Origin of the sequence: Nocardia sp. NPDC058499 (assembly GCF_042719915.1) — a bacterium.
Taxonomy (GTDB): domain Bacteria; phylum Actinomycetota; class Actinomycetes; order Mycobacteriales; family Mycobacteriaceae; genus Nocardia.
This window is the reverse complement of the sequence record NZ_JBHXMZ010000003.1, coordinates 642318-660757: the sequence shown is the minus strand read 5'-3', so window position 1 is coordinate 660757 and position 18440 is coordinate 642318. Positions and strand designations below refer to the sequence as shown.

15 protein-coding genes and 1 pseudogene are annotated in these 18440 nt (G+C 68.6%); 8 read left to right on the top strand and 8 right to left on the bottom strand.

Annotation, left to right across the window (positions count from 1 at the left end):
* Positions 1-10: 10 nt before the first annotated feature.
* Positions 11-769, bottom strand: a complete 759-nt coding sequence (locus tag ACFWPH_RS13185) for a DUF2470 domain-containing protein (protein ID WP_378750741.1) — start codon at positions 767-769, stop codon at positions 11-13.
* A gap of 177 nt (positions 770-946) precedes the next feature.
* Here ACFWPH_RS13185 and ACFWPH_RS13180 point away from each other — a divergent pair, with 177 nt between their 5' ends.
* The 3 genes from ACFWPH_RS13180 to ACFWPH_RS13170 all read left to right on the top strand — a co-directional run bounded on the left by ACFWPH_RS13180 (position 947) and on the right by ACFWPH_RS13170 (position 3052).
* Positions 947-1378, top strand: a complete 432-nt coding sequence (locus ACFWPH_RS13180) for a hypothetical protein (RefSeq protein ID WP_378750498.1) — start codon at positions 947-949, stop codon at positions 1376-1378.
* A 94-nt stretch (positions 1379-1472) separates the two neighbouring features.
* Positions 1473-2390, top strand: coding sequence for a prephenate dehydratase (gene pheA / locus ACFWPH_RS13175; RefSeq protein ID WP_378750496.1), 918 nt, complete (start codon positions 1473-1475; stop codon positions 2388-2390).
* Positions 2387-3052 (top strand): histidine phosphatase family protein, encoded by a 666-nt coding sequence (locus ACFWPH_RS13170; RefSeq protein WP_378750494.1) that lies wholly within the window; start codon positions 2387-2389, stop codon positions 3050-3052. Before pheA ends, ACFWPH_RS13170 begins: the two co-directional genes overlap by 4 nt.
* Before the next feature lie 237 nt (positions 3053-3289).
* Here ACFWPH_RS13170 and ACFWPH_RS13165 read toward each other — a convergent pair whose 3' ends face one another.
* A complete protein-coding gene (locus tag ACFWPH_RS13165) occupies positions 3290-4297 on the bottom strand; it encodes a tyrosine-type recombinase/integrase (protein WP_378750492.1) in 1008 nt (335 codons plus the stop codon).
* A gap of 252 nt (positions 4298-4549) precedes the next feature.
* Here ACFWPH_RS13165 and ACFWPH_RS13160 point away from each other — a divergent pair, with 252 nt between their 5' ends.
* The gene (locus tag ACFWPH_RS13160) at positions 4550-5194 is read left to right on the top strand and encodes a class I SAM-dependent methyltransferase (RefSeq protein WP_378750739.1); all 645 of its coding nucleotides are present in this window, start codon (positions 4550-4552) and stop codon (positions 5192-5194) included.
* Positions 5195-5509: 315 nt separating this feature from the next.
* On the opposite strand, the pseudogene ACFWPH_RS13155 reads toward ACFWPH_RS13160, so the two are convergent.
* The 6 genes and pseudogenes from ACFWPH_RS13155 to ACFWPH_RS13130 all read right to left on the bottom strand — a co-directional run.
* Positions 5510-7444 (bottom strand): annotated as a pseudogene (locus tag ACFWPH_RS13155) (DUF4158 domain-containing protein); the annotation flags it as partial.
* Positions 7445-7770: 326 nt separating this feature from the next.
* A complete protein-coding gene (locus tag ACFWPH_RS13150) occupies positions 7771-8601 on the bottom strand; it encodes an ESX secretion-associated protein EspG (protein ID WP_378750490.1) in 831 nt (276 codons plus the stop codon).
* Entirely contained in the window at positions 8598-9752 is a 1155-nt protein-coding gene (locus ACFWPH_RS13145; RefSeq protein ID WP_378750488.1) for a PPE domain-containing protein, read from the bottom strand. Before ACFWPH_RS13145 ends, ACFWPH_RS13150 begins: the two co-directional genes overlap by 4 nt.
* Positions 9753-9854: 102 nt before the next feature.
* Positions 9855-10187 carry a PE family protein gene (locus tag ACFWPH_RS13140; RefSeq protein WP_033243822.1) on the bottom strand — a complete coding sequence of 111 codons (333 nt, stop codon included), beginning with the start codon at positions 10185-10187 and terminating at the stop codon, positions 9855-9857.
* A gap of 175 nt (positions 10188-10362) precedes the next feature.
* The gene (locus ACFWPH_RS13135) at positions 10363-10713 is read right to left on the bottom strand and encodes a metallopeptidase family protein (protein ID WP_084492396.1); all 351 of its coding nucleotides are present in this window, start codon (positions 10711-10713) and stop codon (positions 10363-10365) included.
* A 14-nt stretch (positions 10714-10727) separates the two neighbouring features.
* Positions 10728-11849 carry a septum formation family protein gene (locus ACFWPH_RS13130; protein WP_378750737.1) on the bottom strand — a complete coding sequence of 374 codons (1122 nt, stop codon included), beginning with the start codon at positions 11847-11849 and terminating at the stop codon, positions 10728-10730.
* A 292-nt stretch (positions 11850-12141) separates the two neighbouring features.
* Here ACFWPH_RS13130 and serS point away from each other — a divergent pair, with 292 nt between their 5' ends.
* The 4 genes from serS (at position 12142) to ACFWPH_RS13110 (ending at position 18369) form a co-directional block, all read left to right on the top strand.
* On the top strand, positions 12142-13404 hold the full coding sequence (serS, locus tag ACFWPH_RS13125) for a serine--tRNA ligase (RefSeq protein ID WP_378750485.1): 1263 nt from the start codon (positions 12142-12144) through the stop codon (positions 13402-13404).
* 83 nt (positions 13405-13487) lie between these two features.
* Positions 13488-15341 (top strand): putative bifunctional diguanylate cyclase/phosphodiesterase, encoded by a 1854-nt coding sequence (locus ACFWPH_RS13120; RefSeq protein WP_378750483.1) that lies wholly within the window; start codon positions 13488-13490, stop codon positions 15339-15341.
* A 150-nt stretch (positions 15342-15491) separates the two neighbouring features.
* Positions 15492-16886, top strand: a complete 1395-nt coding sequence (locus tag ACFWPH_RS13115) for an MFS transporter (RefSeq protein ID WP_378750481.1) — start codon at positions 15492-15494, stop codon at positions 16884-16886.
* A 460-nt stretch (positions 16887-17346) separates the two neighbouring features.
* Positions 17347-18369, top strand: a complete 1023-nt coding sequence (locus ACFWPH_RS13110) for a DMT family transporter (protein ID WP_378750479.1) — start codon at positions 17347-17349, stop codon at positions 18367-18369.
* The last annotated feature ends 71 nt before the right edge of the window (positions 18370-18440 follow it).

Here is an 18440-nt window from a genome sequence, read left to right as displayed (position 1 = left end):
CTGCCGGGGTTCAGATGGAACGCAAACCGTTGAGGAATGGGCAGCCGGCGAGGGTGCGTACCGCCCGGCTCAGCGCTTCGACATCTTCGGCGGGGGTGGCGAAGGGCAGGCGGAAATCGTGGTCGCCGTCGATTCCTTCGATACGCAGGGTGAGACCGTAGCGATCGATGGCCAGTGGGTGGATCCGGCCGTGGCGCAGCCGGGCCGGCAGATGCCGGGCCAATTGTGCGACCACATCGCCGTGATCGGCGTCCAGATGCTGCAACCAGGCCGATTCCATCCCGCAGAACGGGTCCGGGTTGGCGAGTCGCAGATCGTCGACGCAGACCGACTCCGCGCCGGCCGAATCGGCGACGACCGCCGAGTTCAACACCAATCGGAGCAGAGTGGTGGTGTGGCCGATATCGAGCAGGCCGGGGTGCGGGTATTCCTCCGCGACCGCGGTGACCAGGGTGCGCTGGGCGCGCGCGGGCACCGCGCGGATCCAGCCGCGCAACCAGACCAGCGCCCGGACCGGTTCGCGCAGCGGCAACGGGGCGTGATCGGTGAGTTCGAGCACGGCGGGTGCACCCGCGACCTGTTCCTGAGCGGCGTAGACCGCGGCGCTGTCGTTCGGTACCGCGACCACCACATCGCCGCACTGGCGCAGATAGTGCACCGGGACAGGGGTCGGGTCGGTGCCGGGCAGCGCGAGAACGGCCTGTTCGGCGTGTGCGCAGGCGCTGCGGACGCGTTCGGCGGTGGACGGGGCGGGGGCGGTCGGCGCCATCGGTACCTCCAGTGCGGGCGTACCCGACTTCACGATCGATAATTAGGTAAACCTAAGCTAAGTTAAACTTGGGTGCGGCGCAAGAGGATCGCCGCGTGACTCGCCGGCGAGTTCCGCAGCCGGTGGGAGGGGCCGGGTGCCCGGTGGCTACGCCGCCGCCCTGCCTACGATCGAAGAGTGGTCGCGGGCGAGTCTGAACCGGTACTGGTGGAGCTGAGCGTTCCCAAACGCGTGGTCGAACGCGGACTGGTGGACGGTCTGGTCGTACCGCCGGGGCAATTCACCGGCGAACGCCGGCTGGACCCGGCCCTACCGGACGAACGCATCGCCGATTTCCTGGCGGAGGCGGCCCACCGCCCGGACGGTTTCGTGGCCCGTGCCGAGAACGCCACGCAGGCCCTGGCGGTCCTGGCCGGCACGATCGCCGCGCTCTGCGGCGAAGATATCCGCAAGGCGCTGAACAGCCCGGATATCGCATTCTTGACCGGCCTTTCCAGTGGAGCGGCCGACGCAGTCCGGGAAATACTGCTCGGAATCGAGAGCGCTACGCCGGTGGAGACCGAGCGCGCGCTTCGTGCGGCACTCCACCCGGCGGAGGCCGGCGGCTGACCTGCCCGGGCCGGCGCGCGGAGTTCCGCGCCCGCGCATCCGGGTGCCCGATACCGGAGGCAAGCACACCGCCCGCACAAGTAGGCTCGTAGACGTGCCGCGTATCGCCTATTTCGGTCCGTCCGGAACATTCACCGAGATGGCCCTCGCCGAATTCGAGAGCTCGGGGTCCTTCGACGGGCCGGTCGAGCGGATCGCCGCTCCCAGTCAGGCAGCCGCCCTGGATCTGGTGCGTGCGGGGTCCGCGGCCGCGGCGGTGGTGCCGATCGAGAGCTCGGTGGAAGGTTCCATCTCGGCGACCCTGGATTCGCTGGCCCTCGGACCGCGGTTGCAGATCGTCGCCGAAACCGAACTGGAAGTGACGTTCACCATCCTCGCCCGCCCCGGAACCGATATCGCCGCTGTCCGGTCGCTGGCCGCCTACCCGGTCGCGCTGGCGCAGGTCCGCAACTGGGTGGCCGATACCTGGACCGATATCTCGATCCACCCCTCGAACTCCAATGCCGCGGCCGCGGAAGACGTCCGGGACGGACTCGCGGACGCCGCGGTATCCACCGCGCTGGCGGGAGAGCGGCTCGGCTTGGCGGTGCTCGCCGCCGGGGTCGCCGACCACGACCAGGCCGTCACCCGCTTCGTGCTGGTCACCGCGCCGCGCGTGGCCCCGGCCCCCACCGGCAGCGACCGCACCTCGATCGTGATCGAGGAACTGCCGAACCTGCCCGGCTCCCTCATGCGTGCCTTCGCCGAATTCTCCACCCGTGGAATCGATCTCACCCGCATCGAATCCCGGCCCACCCGGACCGGTATGGGCACCTACCGCTTCTACCTCGACTGCATCGGCCATATCGAAGACGCCGCGGTGGCCGAGGCATTGAAGGCGCTGCACCGCACGGCGCATATCCGTTTCCTCGGCTCCTGGCCCGCCACCTCGGCGAACGGCACACCGCCACCGTCGGACGAGGACGCAGCGCTCTGGTTGACCCAGCTACGCAAAGGGGTGGCCGACCTGTGACCGCCAAACTCATCCTGGTCCGGCACGGTGAAACCGAAGGTAACGTCGCCAAGATCCTGGACACCAAACTGCCCGGCCTGCCGCTCACCGAACGCGGTGCCGCCCAGGCCAAGGCCTTCGGCGAGGGACTGCTGACCCCGCCGCGCGCGCTCTTCCATTCGCATGCGCTGCGGGCCCGCCAGACCGCCGGCTATATCGAGGCGGCCACCGGAGTACGCGCGATAGCCCGCGACGACGTCCATGAGGTGCAGCTCGGTGACCTGGACGGATCGGCCAGTCCGGAAGCCCACGAACAGTTCCAGGCGGTCTACCGGTCCTGGCATGAGGGCAGGTTGACCGAGCGTGTACCCGGCGGCGAATCGGGTCGCGATGTGCTCGACCGATTCCTGCCCGCAATCACCGATCTGCGTACGGAATTCCAGCTGGAAGCGGGTGGCAGCGGCGATGTTCTGGTGGTGACCCACGGTGCGGCCATGCGGTTGCTGGGCCGTGAACTGGCCGGAGTGGCACCGCCCTTCACCACCAACAATCATCTGGACAACACCGAGACGATCGAATTGGTCGCCCGGCTCGGGGGTGGCTGGGAATGTGTCCGCTGGGGCCGGTTCGCCCCGCCGTTCGGCGGTAAAGCCGAATTCGGCGCCGACGATCCCATGGGTTGACGTCTCCCCGCGGTGCGGGGCGAGGATTCCACCCACGGTGCTCACGCACCGCTCCGGCGGATCCGTGTTCATAGGGGCGTGCCGTCCACTGAGCGGCTGCACTCACGGCCGCTCCGCAAGCGGTCGGACTCTCCACCCGTCCAGCGGCGAGTATGTTCTTCGCGACGTTCAGATCCGCCTTGAAGGGGGTTCCGGTAGTAGCCGCCGAAAAATCAACGGATATGACGTAGCTGCTGGTCAGCGTCGGCGTTCGGCTCCCGGGCCCAAGATCGAGGTCAGCTCGCGCATCGCCTGTGGGGACGGTTTGAAGTATCGGCGCAGGTTCTCGGCTTTGCGGTGGCGGGACTTGGCCATCAGTTCCAGCAGGCTGGCCCCGGATTCCCCGAGGTGGGTCAGGCCGGAGTGGCGCAGTTCGTGCAGGTCCCAGCCGGTCCGGGGTCCATCGACGGCGGTGGCGGCGTCGAGCAGGTCGCGGGCCTGGTCGTAGGACAGCCGGGCCAGGCCGGTGTTGGGACAGACGTCGCGGTCGGCGAGGTACTTGCCGGGCCCCGGCCGGCGGTGGGTCACGAAAACAGGGCCGCGGGTGCGGTCGCGGATGAGCCGGGGCAGCAGGCGGGCGGTGCCCGCGTCCCAGTACACGTTCTCGAGGACGTGTTCGTGGTGGGCGGCGCCGCGGCGGCGGGTACGGGGTTTGGCGCCCTTGGACTTCACCGCCGCGCACCGCCCTGCGAGGTCGAGGTCTTCGATGTTGAGCTGGAGCAGTTCCTCGGCACGGGCACAGGTTTCGTACAGCATCCGCCACAGCGTCTTCTCCCGCAGGTGGATCTCGCGGCGGGCGATGAGCCGGTCGATCGCGGTACGCGAGCGGACGGGGGTGTCGGAGTCCGGCGGTGTGGACCGCGCGGCCGAGGCCGGGACGCTCGGTGCGGTCCAGCCCTGCTCGGCGCACCAGGACAGCCATCTGGCGACTGCGGCGCGGCGCGCGTTCCAGGTGTTCACCGCGGCGGTGCCCCAGAGGGTTTCCAGTGCGGCGCCGACTTCGGTGTCGGTGACCGAGTCCAGGGCGCGGCTGGCGGCGGTGAGTCCGTCGTGGCGGGCGTCGAGCTGGTCGACGGTCTTGACGACGGCGATGCCGTAGGCGCGGCGGGTGTTCGCCGAGCCGATCGTGTCGAGGAACGCCTCGGCGGCGGTGCGCAGGGTGCGCGCCGGCGGGGCGGCACGCAGCCGGGTCACTCTCGCGGCCATCGGATTCCCCTCGTCAGTACTAGCCCCGGATAACGGGGTCGCTTCGTGTGCACGCCGGAGCGGGTCCGCCGCAGGTCGCCTCTCGAGTTACCCCGGATAACAGCCCATTATCCCAGGTATCACTGCTATCGTTGAGCGGTCACGGCCAGACGCGTACCGCCGTTCCGGTGCCTCCACCCGGCCGGGTGGAGGCACCTTCGCCGTTCCCGGGTAGCGCCGAGTCCGCCGCGATTATGGAATATCGTGCCGGTCATGACCACGGATGATTGGTTGGCCGACACCCGAACCTCTTATGACACGGTTGCGGTCAGCTATGCCGACCAAGTGCGCGGCGCCCTCGCCGGACACCAGTACCTTCGCGCGGCTCTGGCATTGTTCGCCGACAGCGTGCGGACCGCTGGCGGCGGACCGGTCGCGGACGTCGGCTGCGGCCCCGGTGAAGTCACCGCCCACCTGCATGAGCTCGGTGTCGACGCCTTCGGTATCGACCTCTCCCCGGCGATGATCGACGTGGCCCGGCGCGACCACCCCGGCCTGCGGTTCGAGGTGGGCTCGATGACGGAACTGAACCTGCCCGTCGCTTCGGTGGCCGGCCTGCTCGCCTGGCAGTCTTTGATCCACATCCCAGACGACGAGGTGCCGACTGTATTCGGGCGTTTCCACCAAGCATTGCGTCCCGGCGGACCGTTGCAACTCCTGTTTCACGTCGGCGGCGAGTCGCTGTTGAAGACAGAGGGTTACGGCGGTCACCCGATGAAGGTCCATGTCCACCGCCGTCAGCCGAACCAGGTGGCATCCTGGCTGCACGATGCCGGATTCGTGGTCGAGGCCCAGATGCTGCTCGACCCGGATGCGAAAGCTCAGCAAGCGATTCTCTTCGCACGCAGTAAGTCCTAACTTCTGCATATGTCGGGCTCGCCATTCGGAACCGCGAGGTCCCCGACGTACACCGCCCGGCGGGAAGCGTGGACCTGGAGTACGCATGTCACCGACCAACGCGACGCCGAACCGCATCGCCCCCACTGCCGCGCCGCCCCTTCGGCGCCGCGATCACCGGCCGACCAGACGCCCCGCCCGCGCATTCGACCCAGGAGCCGGCATGGAATCCCGGCGTCACCCACAGCGAGCCCGAAATACGCCCTGCACGTCTGGACCGGCCGGGCACGGCGGGTGATCAGCCGGCACACCGGACGCCAGTGGGCGGGCATCACCGTAGCTGATACCGCAGGCCTCAGACATCCGGGTCAAACCAAGGTTGGTCGAGTGCGCCAGCAGCACCGCGATCAGGTTGCGCTTCAACTCCGGCGTGCGGGTTGCCTGGCCACCGGCGTGGGTGAAACAGTCCAGGTAGCCGGTGCGCTTGTCCAACTCGATCAACAACGACACGATCGGCGCGAACGGCAGCATCTCGGTCAGCTCGGCCTTGAGCGCGATCGCCTCAGCTGGAACGTCCTCGGCGGTCAACGGCGAGATGACCAGCTCCCCGGACTCGCCATCCAGGCGCACCGGCCCCTCGCCCTCGGCGAGGGGCCGTTTCGAGTTCACCGACCGCGGTGTGCAGTTCGTCGACGACGGCGGCCAGGGCGGCGCCGGGATCGCCCGGGCGGCCGACCAGGCGGCAGAATTCGCTACGTTGCGGAGTCCACTGCTCGGGGGTGAGCAGGTAGGCGGCCGGGTCGGCGTAGCGGCGTGAGCCGGGCACGAACACGTCCCCGCTGCGCAGCCCGTCCCGCACACCGAGCAGCACGCACAGCTCCCAGTAGTGCCGGTAGGCGGTAGCGCTGCCGGACTTGCGCGCCGCGTCGAGGTAGCCGCGCCACTTCGCGGGCACGAACCCGGTCGGGGCCTCGTCGAACACCTTCCGCCGCGCGGTCGCGTTGAGTTCACGCAGCATCGCGACCGCGATCAACAACTCCGTCGCCGCGGTCCCGCCCGCGAACTCCACCGTCGACAGCACCGCGGGGGTGAACTGACGCAGGTAGTTGTAGGAGGAGTCCAGCGCGGCCAGGTGCCCGTGATCACGCGGCAACCGGGGTTTGGCCTGAGCGACCGCCGCCCGCAGACGTTCCCACCCGATCGCATCGCCGCGGATCAACGCACCGATCTCCTCATCGGCCACCGCAGGATCGGTCACGATCGCCAGGAGGTCGTCCAGCAGGGCCTGGCGGTCCTCTCCGGATTTGCCGCGTTCGGCCATTCCTGCTGCATCCGACGTCCGGCGGCACCGAACTTCGCCGAGATCGCCTGATCGAACAAGGCCACGACCTCGTCGAGCACGTCGGTGCCGGACTGCGCCAGCACCGTGAGCAGGATCGGATACCGCCGCCGCGGATCCCGGCGTTCCAACGCCTGCGGGGTCAACCGGCGCCCCATCGTGGCCAGGAACCGTCGCCGCTCGGCGGGCAGCACCGACATATCGAGCCGGTCGGCACCCAGGCCGCGCAGGAACGCCAGCTTGTCGACCTCGGCGCGCACCGCAGCCGCGGACGCCTCCACCGGCCCGGTCGACAGCCACCGCAACCGCGAAACCCCCAACGAGGCATCGGTGGTCAGCAGTGCGTCCAACTCGGCGCAGCGCGCCGGGGTGAACTCGTGGGCCAGACGGTCGTAGGTCTCGCGCTGGGCCTGCTCGCGGGCGTGGGCGACGCGTTCGACCATGGTCACCGGACCGGGCCGGATCACCCGCGCCGAGATCAGATACTCACACCCCAACCGGAACAGCAGAGTCGGGGAATCATGCTCCATCGCCCGCGCGAGCAGGAACTCGTCGAGCTCCTTGAGTTCGAGCGCACCCGCCGCCCGCCAGCCCAGATACTGAGCGACCAGGCGTAGATGGTCGGTGCGGGTCTGGGCGCGGCGGCCGTAGGAACGGATCTCAGTGCCGTCGAGCCGCAGCTGCTCGGCCAACCGCGCTACCGCGACCGGCGGGGCGGTCACCACACGATCGGGCACGAATCCCAGCCACGGCAACGTGCACAACGCGATCGCGATACCCAGCCGATCAGCCGGCCCACGACCGCGGCCGGGATCGACGAACGCCAGATCCGCCGGCGAGAGCGTGAAGAACCGGAACAGCTCCTCACGACCGATCTCCGGGAACTCCCGCAGACGCGCCAACTCCTCATCCGCGAACACCCGCGACGCCACGAAACCGACCTCCAGCAACCAACCACGTTGGGAGCCAAGCCAACCAGTAGTCCGCCTCCACCGCAGGCCGAACCGGGCCCTCACCAGCAATCAGCTGCGGCTACGCCATATCCGTTGGTTTTTCGGCGGTTACTACCGGAACCCCTGAAGGCGGCGCACCAGCCCACATTCGACAGTGGGTGGTCCGGCACTTACGGGTATGGGCGACAGGCCCCACCTTCAGCACGTGCCCGGATATTCCCAGGCCCGCCGGCCCAGTTATCCACCGGGACCCCTGTGCGTACGTAACGCACAGGGGTGATCCGGCTTTCGACCGGCCGCTCCGATCAGGCGAGCGCAGGGTTACTCGGAAATTCCGAACGCTCGGGCAGTGAATTGATCAGATCCTGCAGGGCGATTCGCAGCCGGGCATCCGTGCCGCTGCTGAACGACGTCCATTTCGTTCCGTCGTCCGCAACACTGGCAGTGGCGATGAAACGGCCCGCCCGCGTATTGAATACGGCGATATGGTTGTCGGCGACATCGCGACTCGCGTCCCCGTAGACGACCCCGACGATTTCGGCGTGCGATTCGCAATGCGCCATGGCCGATGCGATGGTCTGCGCGTCCCGTGCGGGATTGCCGACCTTCGCCAGCCGGGCCGCGGTGGCCGCCGGATCCCCGGTGTCGTCGAAAATCGGCACGAGGTGTTCGGTGGGCGCGTTCATCCCGGTCAGCTCCAGCGGTTCGGCGTGGCCGAGTGCCGCGATCACCGGGCCGGGCAGATCCTCGCCAGCTTCGTCGATCATGTACGACTCCGGGCCGCGAAGGGCGACGGTCAGCAGATCATCGCCCTTCGCCAGGCACATCCGGCTCGCCTGACCGCCGACGAAGAGTCGTAGCGCGACCACCCAGTGCGGCCGGTACAGGCCGCGCAGCCGGTCGGCGAGATCCGGATGGATACGATCACCGTCGAGCAGGTCCCGTTCGATCAGCAACTGCTCGGCCGCGTTCATCGCTCTGTCGTGGTCGATCTCGTTGTCGTAGCGACCCCGCGCGTCGAGCACGACGGGGACCTCGTCGATCTCCAGTTTCTCCAGGAGATACTGCATTTCGTCGAGCGACAGCTGGACCGCCGCGAGCATGGACGCCCCGCGCCCCCCACCCAGCACCGTCACTTGTCCGACCGCTGGGGTTCGGCGCCGATGACGCCGTCCGCGATGTATCGGCCGTCGGCGAAGTGATCACCGCGCAGGTAATCGGCTGCGTCGTGGTCCTGCTCGTCCTCACCGTTGGGGCGGGCATTACCCATCAGCGGGCTTCCGGTACCGGTACCGGTGGGTCGAACGGGGGCGGCTTCACCGCGTGTCACGGCGACGGATTCGGTGGCGGGTGCGGCGCCGCCGGCGGGCGGTGCGCCCCAGCCCTCGGGCACCTTGAGCCCACCATTGTTCAGGCCGAGGCTGGAACCGGGCACACCACCGGCCCGGGTCGTGGCGGCCGCGGTGGATGCCGCTACCGCGCCGGTGACCATGCCCGGCATCGGCGCCACCGATGCCGGCGCCGAGGTGGTGGTGGCCGCCGCGATCGCGTTCGCGCCCAGATTGCCGACCGTGGTGACACCGGTACTCGCCACCGAACCGGCGACATTCGCCGCCTGGGTGACCGCGCTCGCGACGCCGGGGTTCTGTGCCAGCGCACTACCCGCCGCGGCCAGCATCTTCACCGGATCGCCGTTGGCTTCCTTCATGGCGTCCTCGGCGGGACCCGGATCGGCCGTGCCGGCGCCGTTGGCGATCGGCGGCGGGTTCAGGAACTCACCCGGCGTCAGCACCAGGGCGGTAATGGCTGCCTCGTACGTCTCCATGGTGAGCGCGGCCCGCAGATCCAGTGCGGCCTTGGCGGCCTCCGCGATCTCGGAGCTGCCGTTGAGCACACCGCCGGTGGTGTGTGCCGCGGCGCGGGCCGCGTTCACCGCCGCGATCTCCGGCAGGCTCGGCATGGCGATCGAGGCCACGGTGTAGGCGGTGGCCTGCGAGGCGGCCTTGGTGCCCAGGGCCGCGGACATGACACCCTGCTGTTGCGCCCAGCCGGTGAAACCGACCAGGCGGGCCAGGGCGCCGATACCGTTGACGCTCTGCATACCGACGCCGAGTTCGGCCATCACCCGGACCACCGTGGCATTGGCATCCACCCATGCCGCGGTGAGCGCGCCCCATGAGGTGGCGGCAGCGGACATCGGGATGGCGTGCGATCCCGCGTTCAGTGCGATCGAATTCCCCTCGGCGAGTCTGGGCAGCCAGAACACCCCGGTGATACCTGCGGTCATGCTTGTTTCTCCCCTTGTGAACTATCGCTGATACTTCGGCGGTCGCGCCACGCGCGCTCGTGGTCTGCGCCGCGGTGCGGCGCGTTTGCGATCATCGGTGGCCTAGACGCTGATCGCGCCGAACGGTGCGCCGGTGAGCGCCAGTACGCCGGCCGAAGCCGCGTCCTGGGCGAGGTATCCGGCGAGCTGGGTACGCAGGATCGCGGCGGTGTGGTGCAGTTCGAGAACTGCCTGCGCAAGCGAGGTCTGGTGGGTGGCGGCCCCCTTGTTCATATGCATCGCACCGTGTATCGACGCCTCGTCGGCGCCGGACGGCGCGACATAGGTGGCGGGTACGGTGGCCGCGGCGACCCCGGCCAGCCGGTCGGCGAGCAGGTCCAGTTCGACCGCTGCGGCAAGGATGAGCTCAGGTGTGACGCCGACATTGCCAATCATGTCCTCGACTCCTTCTTGTGGCGGCTCTTGGGCGGAACCACGAGAATTCCCCCTACGAGTACATTGGACGCGATACCCCCGCGAGCGGTTCCATCGAATCCAGAACTTCTTCCGGTGCGGTCCGGCACCGCGCCCGTGCATCCCCTGCCGGCGCGTCGCGTAGACCAGGCTTAGCTTAACCCCATCCCAACTGATGGAGCCGGTCTTCGTCAATCCCGAAATAGTGTGCGATTTCGTGGATCACGGTGATCCGCACCTCCTCCACCACTTCGTCCTCGTCGGCGCAGATCGACAGCAGGGCCTCCCGGTAGATGGTGATCGTATCGGGAAGCGAACCGCCGTAATGACTGTCGCGCTCGGTGAGCGCGATCCCGTGGTAGAGCCCCAGCAGGTGCGGATCGTCGGGATTACGCGGTTCGATCAGCACGACCACATTGTCGATGGCCCGGGACAACTCCGGCGGGATCAGGTCCAGCGCATCCCCGACCAGCTCTTCGAAACGGGTCTCCGACATGGTGACCGGCACAGTGACGCTCCGTCTCAGCGCGGCGCGGGCCGCGGTTCCGGCTGCGGGGGCAGCGGCGCCGCACCCGGCAGCGGGGTGGGGGTGGAGCGGCCCGAGTTCGGCGGCGGCACCGGTTCCTGACCGTCGATCAGGATGCGGCCGCGGGCCGGGCCCACGATCGGTGCGAAACCTTCCTGATCCGCGCCCTTTCCGACCATGCAGTTCAACTTCCGGCTACCGGCCAGCCAGCTGCGCGCGTCGATGAAATCGAAGAACACCGTCAGCGTCTTGTCCCGCAGCACGTGCGGGCCGCCGAGATAGTCGTTGGTGGTCCGGCCGCATTCCTCTTCCAAGAACTTGTCCTGGTCTTCTTTGGACGGCGGCCCGCCGGGGAACCGGGCGGACAGATCGACCGTGGACGCGATTTCGACGGCGTGTTCCTGGGTGCAGTCGACAGGATCGGTCGGCAGATTCTGGCTGATCCCGAGGCAGACCCCCGGCTCGTACACCTTGGACTGGTCGCCCTCGGCCACGCGGCCGGTATTGGGCAGCGGGTTGCCGCTCAGCCCGGGCACCTGCAGACCGCAGCGCAGGATGCGATCGCCGGAGTTGTTCCAGCCGTCGTTGCTCGGATACATCAATCCCACCGCGTACTTGCCGCGCGGGTCGAACCGGCCGTTGAGGTAGCGCTGGGCCGCGGGCACGCAATGTTCCTCGCGGAGTTCGGTGAGCCGCAGCGAATCCGGCCAGACCGCGCCGGGCCCGAATTCCGAGCCGGGGTAGCGGCTCAGATCGATGGTATCGGTGACCTCGAACAAATGCTCCTCGGCGCAATCGAGTTCCACCAGGTCCGAATGGTCCGGTTTGGTCCAGGTGAGGCAATCGCCCGGAGCTACCGATGCGAATACCTTGTCCGCCTTGGCGACCGCCCCGCCCGGACTGCGTGCCTGCAGGTTCGAATCGTTGTCGAACCCGCTGAGCATCAGTGTGGCCAGTGCCGCGACGATGGCACCGACGGCCACCGCGAGCAGACTCCAGCGCAACCGCGGCGCGGGGATCCGTTTGGGCTTGCCCTTGCCGCCCGGACGTGAACCCGCCGTTCCCGGCCGTTTCCCCCGGCGCGGGGAGCGGACCCCCGCGGGATCGTGGTCCGGCATTTCCGGGGATGCCGGATCACCGGACCGGGGCCGCGCGGTATCGGTCTTGCGACCGCGGCCCGGGCGGGCGGTACGCGAGCGCAACGATTGCCCGCCACGGAGGCCGGGCCGGTTTGCAGGCTCATTTTCGGAGGACATCGCGGTCCATCATGGCAGCGCCACACCCGAACGTGCCACGAACCCGGCCGATCGGTATGGCGTACTTGTGCGAGAAGCGGCGAAACGGCCGCGGGGCCGGTGGGGGAGATACTCGGTTGAGGCCGGAAAACCGGGCCCATTACGCTGGTCAGCCATGATCGACCTCCGACTCCTGCGCGATGATCCCGAGCTGGTCCGCGCCTCGCAGCGAGCCCGGGGCGAGGACCCGGCACTCGTCGATGCGCTGCTCACGGCCGATAGTGCGCGCCGGTCCGCGATCGCCACCGCCGATAAATTGCGGGCCGAGCACAAGGCCATGGGCAAGCAGGTCGGTAAGGCGAGTAAGGAAGAGCGCCCGGCGCTGCTGGCGCAGGCGCAGCAGATGTCGGCCGAGGTGAAGCAGGCCGAGACCGCGCAGCACACCGCCGAGGCAGAACTGCAGGAAGCGCACCGGGCGATCTCGAATATCGTCCAGGACGGCGCACCGGCCGGTGGTGAGGACGATTTCGTCCTGCTCGAGACCGTCGGCGAGGTGCCCGAATTCGATTTCACGCCGCGCGACCACCTGGACCTCGGCGAATCACTGGGCGTGCTCGATATGGAACGCGGGGCCAAGGTATCCGGCTCGCGGTTCTATTTCCTCACCGGCTACGGCGCGTTGCTGCAGCTGGGGCTGTTGCAGTTGGCGGCGCAGCGCGCGGTGGCCAACGGTTTCACCATGATGATCCCGCCGGTGCTGGTCCGCCCGGAGATCATGGCGGGAACCGGGTTCCTCGGTCAGCATTCGGCCGAGGTGTATCACCTCGAAGAAGACGATCTGTACCTGGTCGGCACCTCCGAGGTGCCGCTGGCCGGTTACCACTCCGGCGAAATCCTGGATCTCGGTGCCGGGCCCAAACGCTATGCGGGCTGGTCGTCGTGTTTCCGCCGGGAGGCCGGCAGCTACGGCAAGGACACCCGGGGCATCATCCGGGTACACCAGTTCGACAAGGTCGAGATGTTCGTCTACTGCCGGCCGGAGGACGCCGACGCCGAACACCAGCGGCTGCTGGCCTGGGAGCGCGATATGCTCGCCGCCCTCGACGTGCCGTACCGGATCATCGATGTCGCCGCGGGCGATCTGGGCAGTTCGGCCGCCCGGAAATTCGACTGTGAGGCCTGGGTGCCCAGTCAGGGCACCTACCGCGAACTCACCTCGACCTCGAACTGCACCACCTTCCAGGCGCGCAGGCTTTCGGTCCGTTATCGCGACGAGAACGGGAAACCGCAGATCGCGGCAACACTGAACGGAACGTTGGCCACCACCCGGTGGCTGGTCGCACTGCTGGAGAACCATCAGCAGGCCGACGGTTCGGTCCGGGTGCCCGCCGCCCTGGTGCCGTTCGTGGGTACCGATGTGCTGACTCCGGCGGGCTGAACGGTTCGGTTCACCGGTTTCGGGGTACTCGATATACCCGGTTGGGTCGCCGCGCAGTGAACTCGTTGTTTAGGCTGTTCATCGTGCGAGGAAGCGGGTCTCGCGGCGATACCCGGACGCGGGTACGGGCCGCCTCGGGTGTGGCGACGGCCATGGTCATGTCCCGGACCACCGGGGCGTTCTACGTCATGGGCGGCGCGCTGGGTCTTCTGGTGACCGCCATCGCGCCCACCCAGGTGCTGTATCCGGGCGACGAGGGCAATCGCGTGCTGGTCGGCTCGGCCGCGGCCGTCGCACTTCTGCTGGGGCTCAGCCTGCTCGGCTGGGGTCCGCGGATGCCGCATTGGCTGCACCACGGCTACGTCGTGCTGGCGACCGTCCTGGTGACCATCGCCGTGCACTCGTTCCCCAATACCGTCGCGGCGATCACCCTGGCCTCGTTCTACGTTTTCGTCGCCTGTGATGCCGCGCTGTTCTTCGCCTGGACGCAGGCCGCGGCCCATATCGCGCTCTGTATGGCGCTGTGCCTGTGGGTCCTGCCGACGCGGACGGGGCTGCCGTGGTGGTCGGGCGTGATTCCGGCGGGCATCACCTTCGGCGTCGGCGTCGTGGTGGGCATCCTCACCCGGATGGCGTCGGAGGCCGATATCGACACGCTGACCGGGTTGCTGAACCGGCGCGGGTTCGACCGGGCCCTGAACACCGCCATCGAACAGGCCGACCGCTCCGGTCAGGCACTGGCGCTGGTGCTGGTCGATCTGGACCGCTTCCAGAAGGTCAACGATCACCTCGGCCATCGCGCCGGTGACGCGGTGCTGCAGAAGGTCGCCGATACCTGGGCCGGACTGCTGGGACCCGGCCAGCGGCTGGCCCGCTACGGCGGCGATGTCTTCGCGGCGCTGCTGCCCGGCACTACCGAACAGGCCGCCATCCTGCTCACCGAGCAGTTGCGGGCCGCGGTGAGCACCGGATGCTCGGCAGGTGTCACCTCCTGGCAGACCGGGGAATCGGCCTCCCTGCTGGTGAGTCGTGCCGACGTGGGCCTCTACCGGGCCAAGCAGTCGGGACGCAACCGGACGGTACTGGAATCCGGGCACCGCACACCCCTGGCGGTGGAACTGCGTGAAGCCATCGACAACGGCAGCCTCGACGTGCACTACCAGCCGATCGTCAGCCTCAGCGACGGCGGTGAGAAGGCGGTCGGGGTGGAGGCGCTGTTGCGCTGGTCGTCGAGCGCGCAACCGGATGTCACCACCGAAGGCCTGATCCGGGTGGCCGAGGAATACGATCTCATCGCCGACCTGGACGAACTGGTGTTGCGCCGGGCCTGCGCCGACGCCGCCCAATTGCAGGAAACGTTCGCCGCACTGGACCTCACCCTGAACGTGAACGTCAGTGGGCTGGAACTCGCCGAAACCGGGTACGCGGACAAGGTCGCCGGAATCCTGGACAGCACCGGCTGGGCCGCCGATCAGTTGGTGCTCGAGGTGACCGAAACCGAACTGGCCGCCGAATCCGATACCGCGATCGCGAATCTGCACACCCTGCGCGACCGGGGCGTGCGGATCGCCATCGACGATTTCGGTACCGGCTACTCCTCGCTCAGCCGGTTGGCGACCCTGCCCAGCGATATCATCAAGGTCGACCAGTCGTTCGTGGCCGCCATTCGCTCCGATTCCCCGGCTCCGCCGCTGCTCGGGGTGATCGCCGCGCTGAGCAAATCGCTGGACCTGCAGGTCATCGCCGAAGGTGTGGAAACCGAACACCAGGCGGCCGTGCTCACCGAGCTGGGTTTCGCATTGGCCCAGGGATACCACTACAGCGATTCGCATCCGGTGGCCGATCTGATCAGCGATATGAACCGGGGGCTGGGCGCCGCGAATACCCGAGCGCTCGGCATCGGCTCGGAAGCACAGAACGGCTGGATACCGCTCTGAGTTGCCCCGGCCACGGCCGGTGATTCACCGGAACCGGTCGCCGGTGGGGCGATGGGTGCGCCCCGGCCCGGTAAAGGTCTTGACCCGAGGGCCCGCTGCCGGAAAGCTGACCGTATGCGTTCGGTCATCTACAACTGTTGACACCGACGGGTGAGTTCCGGGCGGAATACCGGACTGCGCGCGCTGACGCTGCGCGCGACGCTGTTCGCCGCGACCGGAGATCTGATCCCGTACTACGCGCTGTACGCGCTGCTCTTCGCCGACCACGGATTCGGTCCGGGACAGATTTCGCTGCTGCTCGCGCTCTGGTCGGTGACGGCCTTCGTCTGTGAGATCCCGTCCGGGGCATGGGCGGATACCGTCTCGCGGCGTGGCCTGCTGATCCTCAACGGTTTCCTGATGGCCACGGGATTCCTGCTGTGGACCGTCGCGCCGTCCTTCCTCGGGTTCGCCCTCGGTTTCGTACTGTGGGGTGTGGCGGGCGCGTTGCGGTCGGGGACCTTCGAAGCGCTGTTGTACGACGAACTCACTGTCCGCGGTGAGCCCCGCGCCTATGCCCGCGTTATCGGTTACACCCGGTCGGCGAGTGAATTCAGCGCGGTTATCGCGATACTCGCCGCGACCCCGCTGTATCTGTGGGGCGGTTACGAGCTGGTCGGCTGGGCCAGTGTCGGCTGCGCGGTCGTGCACACCGCCCTGGCCCGGAGCCTGCCGGCGGCGCCGCGGTCGGTTTCGGCAGCCGACGTCGCAGAACTCGAAGAGGACGAACGCGACGCAACCGACTCGGATACGGCAGGTCCCGCCGTGCTCACCCCGCGCCCGCGACCGGCTACCGCCGACTCCGCCACCAGTGGCCACGGTTCGATCCGCCGGTACCTGCATATGCTGCGGACCGGTGTCACCGAAGCGGTGCGGATCCGGCGGGTGCGCCACGGTGTCGGGCTTCTCGCGCTGCTGTACGGGATCACTGCCTTCGACGAATACTTCGCCCTGCTCGCCGGTGAGGCCGGTGCCGCGACCTCGGTGGTGCCGGTCCTGGTCGGCGTGACCGTCGTCGGTTCGCTGCTCGGTTCGCTGCTGGCAGGCCGGACCGAAGCGATGCGGGCCCGCACCATGGCCTGCGCGCTATGCGCGGCGGCTGTTCTTTTCGCTGCGGGCGCGTTGCTCGCCGGCGCGGCGGGCCGTTGGCCGGGGGCTGTGTATGTTCTCGCCGGTTCGGGTTTCGTGGCGTTGGCGGTTTCCTACGGCGCCATCTACAACGCGAGCATCGTTGCCGAAGCACGGTTGCAGGACACCATCACCGGACCGGCACGGGCCACCGTGATGTCGGTAGCGGGGCTTTCGGAGGAATTGGTTTCTCTGGCGGTATTCGGCTTCGTCGGCCTGGTGGCGATGTGGTTGCCGATCTCCTCGACCCTCGCATTGCTGGGTATTGCCGTGGCCGCGATCGCTGTCCTGGCGCCGGCATGGTTACCGGCGCGGGCCCTGCTGCACGGAACCGCGCCGGAAGCCGGCCATCGGTCCACGGGAACCGAGCGACCGTGACGCTCCGGTGGTTCCGGGGGCCGGGCGAACATGACACTTGGTCCGGCGTCCTGTACCGCTCGCTGTTTCGGCCGGCGGCGTCCGGGAACGCAGCGGCACGCACCACGAGAGTCTGCTCCGTGGCCGGGCGGCGCGGGCGGCCTGCGCATCGCTCAGCGCTCACCAGCGCTCGATCGACATCGGGTGCCGAGAGAGAACCGGCGTTCGGCGGATCGCCGGGAGTCGGTCCGTATCTGCACAGTCGGTCGGCGCCGTCTCCGATACTCGCCGTGTGCCCCGCATCGGTCGCCGAGCGGCATGGGCGGACCGTCTCGTCCGGGCGGATGGTCGACAGCGGGACCGGGCCTGGGGACATCCCGCACTCACTCACGGTGAGCAAGGACTCCGCCCACGCGGCCGAGCATATGCGGTCCTCCGTCGATGTTCGAGGCGCAGGAGCTGCGTCGGTAGGGTTCCGATCATGGTGTTGCGGCGGTGGGGCCTCGGGCTGGGATTGCTGATCGGGGCCGGGGTCGCTGTGCAGGGGCGGATCAACGGGGAACTCGGTGCGCGGCTGGAAGACGGTGTCGCGGCGGCAGTGGTGAGTTTCGGGAGTGGGTTCGTGCTCCTGCTGATCGCCGTGGCACTGAGTGCTCGACTGCGGGCGGGTCTGCGCGGGGTGCGGGCGGCGCTGGCGGCGGGGGAGTTGAGGTACTGGCAGTTGCTCGGGGGGCTGTGCGGGGCGTTGTTCGTGGCGAGTCAATCGTTGGCCGTGGCCGCCGTCGGTGTCACCGCGTTCACGGTGGGCGCGGTATCCGGGCAGTTGGTGAGCAGTCTGGTCGTGGACCGGCTGGGGATCGGGCCGCAGGGCCGTACCCCGGTGACCGCGGCTCGGCTCGGCGGGGCGGTCCTGGCGGTGGGTGCGGTGCTGCTGGCCGCGTCCGGCGGGTCGGAATCCGGTGCGGCGACGACGGCATCGTGGCTCGGTGATACTGCCGGGCCGGTGCTGCTTGTCCTCCCGGTGCTGGCGGGGATCGGGCTGGCGTGGCAGCAGGCGTGGAACGGGCGGGTCGGTACGTCCGGCAGCCCGTTCGCCGCCACCGTGATCAACTTCGGTATCGGCCTGCTGGGTCTTCTTGTCATCGAATCGCTGGTACTGGCCCGGGTCGGACCTCCCGCCGAGTTCCCCCGGGATCCCTGGCTGTACCTGGGCGGAGCGATCGGGGTGCTGTTCATTGCGGCCGGGGTGCTGGTCGTGCGCTGGGTCGGGGTGCTGCTGATGGGTCTCAGCACCGTGGCCGGCCAGCTCACGACCTCGGTGCTGCTCGACTGGCTCCTGCCCGCGGGCGCCCCGCTGTCGCCGGCGAAGTTGGCCGGCTGCGGACTCACCCTCGCCGCGGTGGTCGTCGCGACCTTGCAGACGGGGCGTTCCGAACCTCCCGCGACCGCGCATTCGGCACAGACTCGCGATCGGTCCGGCAGCAGGAACGGCAACCGGGAATAGTCTCGGCGTGCTCTTCGAAGCGCTGAGGGCGCTCAGACGTTCGGCGGCCCGACGGCATCGAGGCGGTGCCC

Excerpts from the sequence above, each read along its gene's own strand:
- serS (WP_378750485.1), top strand. The coding sequence starts at position 12,142 with ATGATCGACCTCCGACTCCTGCGCGATGATCCCGAGCTGGTCCGCGCC.
- ACFWPH_RS13110 (WP_378750479.1), top strand. The coding sequence starts at position 17,347 with ATGGTGTTGCGGCGGTGGGGCCTCGGGCTGGGATTGCTGATCGGGGCC.
- ACFWPH_RS13165 (WP_378750492.1), bottom strand. The coding sequence starts at position 4,297 with ATGGCCGCGAGAGTGACCCGGCTGCGTGCCGCCCCGCCGGCGCGCACC.
- ACFWPH_RS13140 (WP_033243822.1), bottom strand. The coding sequence starts at position 10,187 with ATGATTGGCAATGTCGGCGTCACACCTGAGCTCATCCTTGCCGCAGCG.
- ACFWPH_RS13145 (WP_378750488.1), bottom strand. The coding sequence starts at position 9,752 with ATGACCGCAGGTATCACCGGGGTGTTCTGGCTGCCCAGACTCGCCGAG.
- ACFWPH_RS13185 (WP_378750741.1), bottom strand. The coding sequence starts at position 769 with ATGGCGCCGACCGCCCCCGCCCCGTCCACCGCCGAACGCGTCCGCAGC.
- ACFWPH_RS13130 (WP_378750737.1), bottom strand. The coding sequence starts at position 11,849 with ATGCCGGACCACGATCCCGCGGGGGTCCGCTCCCCGCGCCGGGGGAAA.
- ACFWPH_RS13160 (WP_378750739.1), top strand. The coding sequence starts at position 4,550 with ATGACCACGGATGATTGGTTGGCCGACACCCGAACCTCTTATGACACG.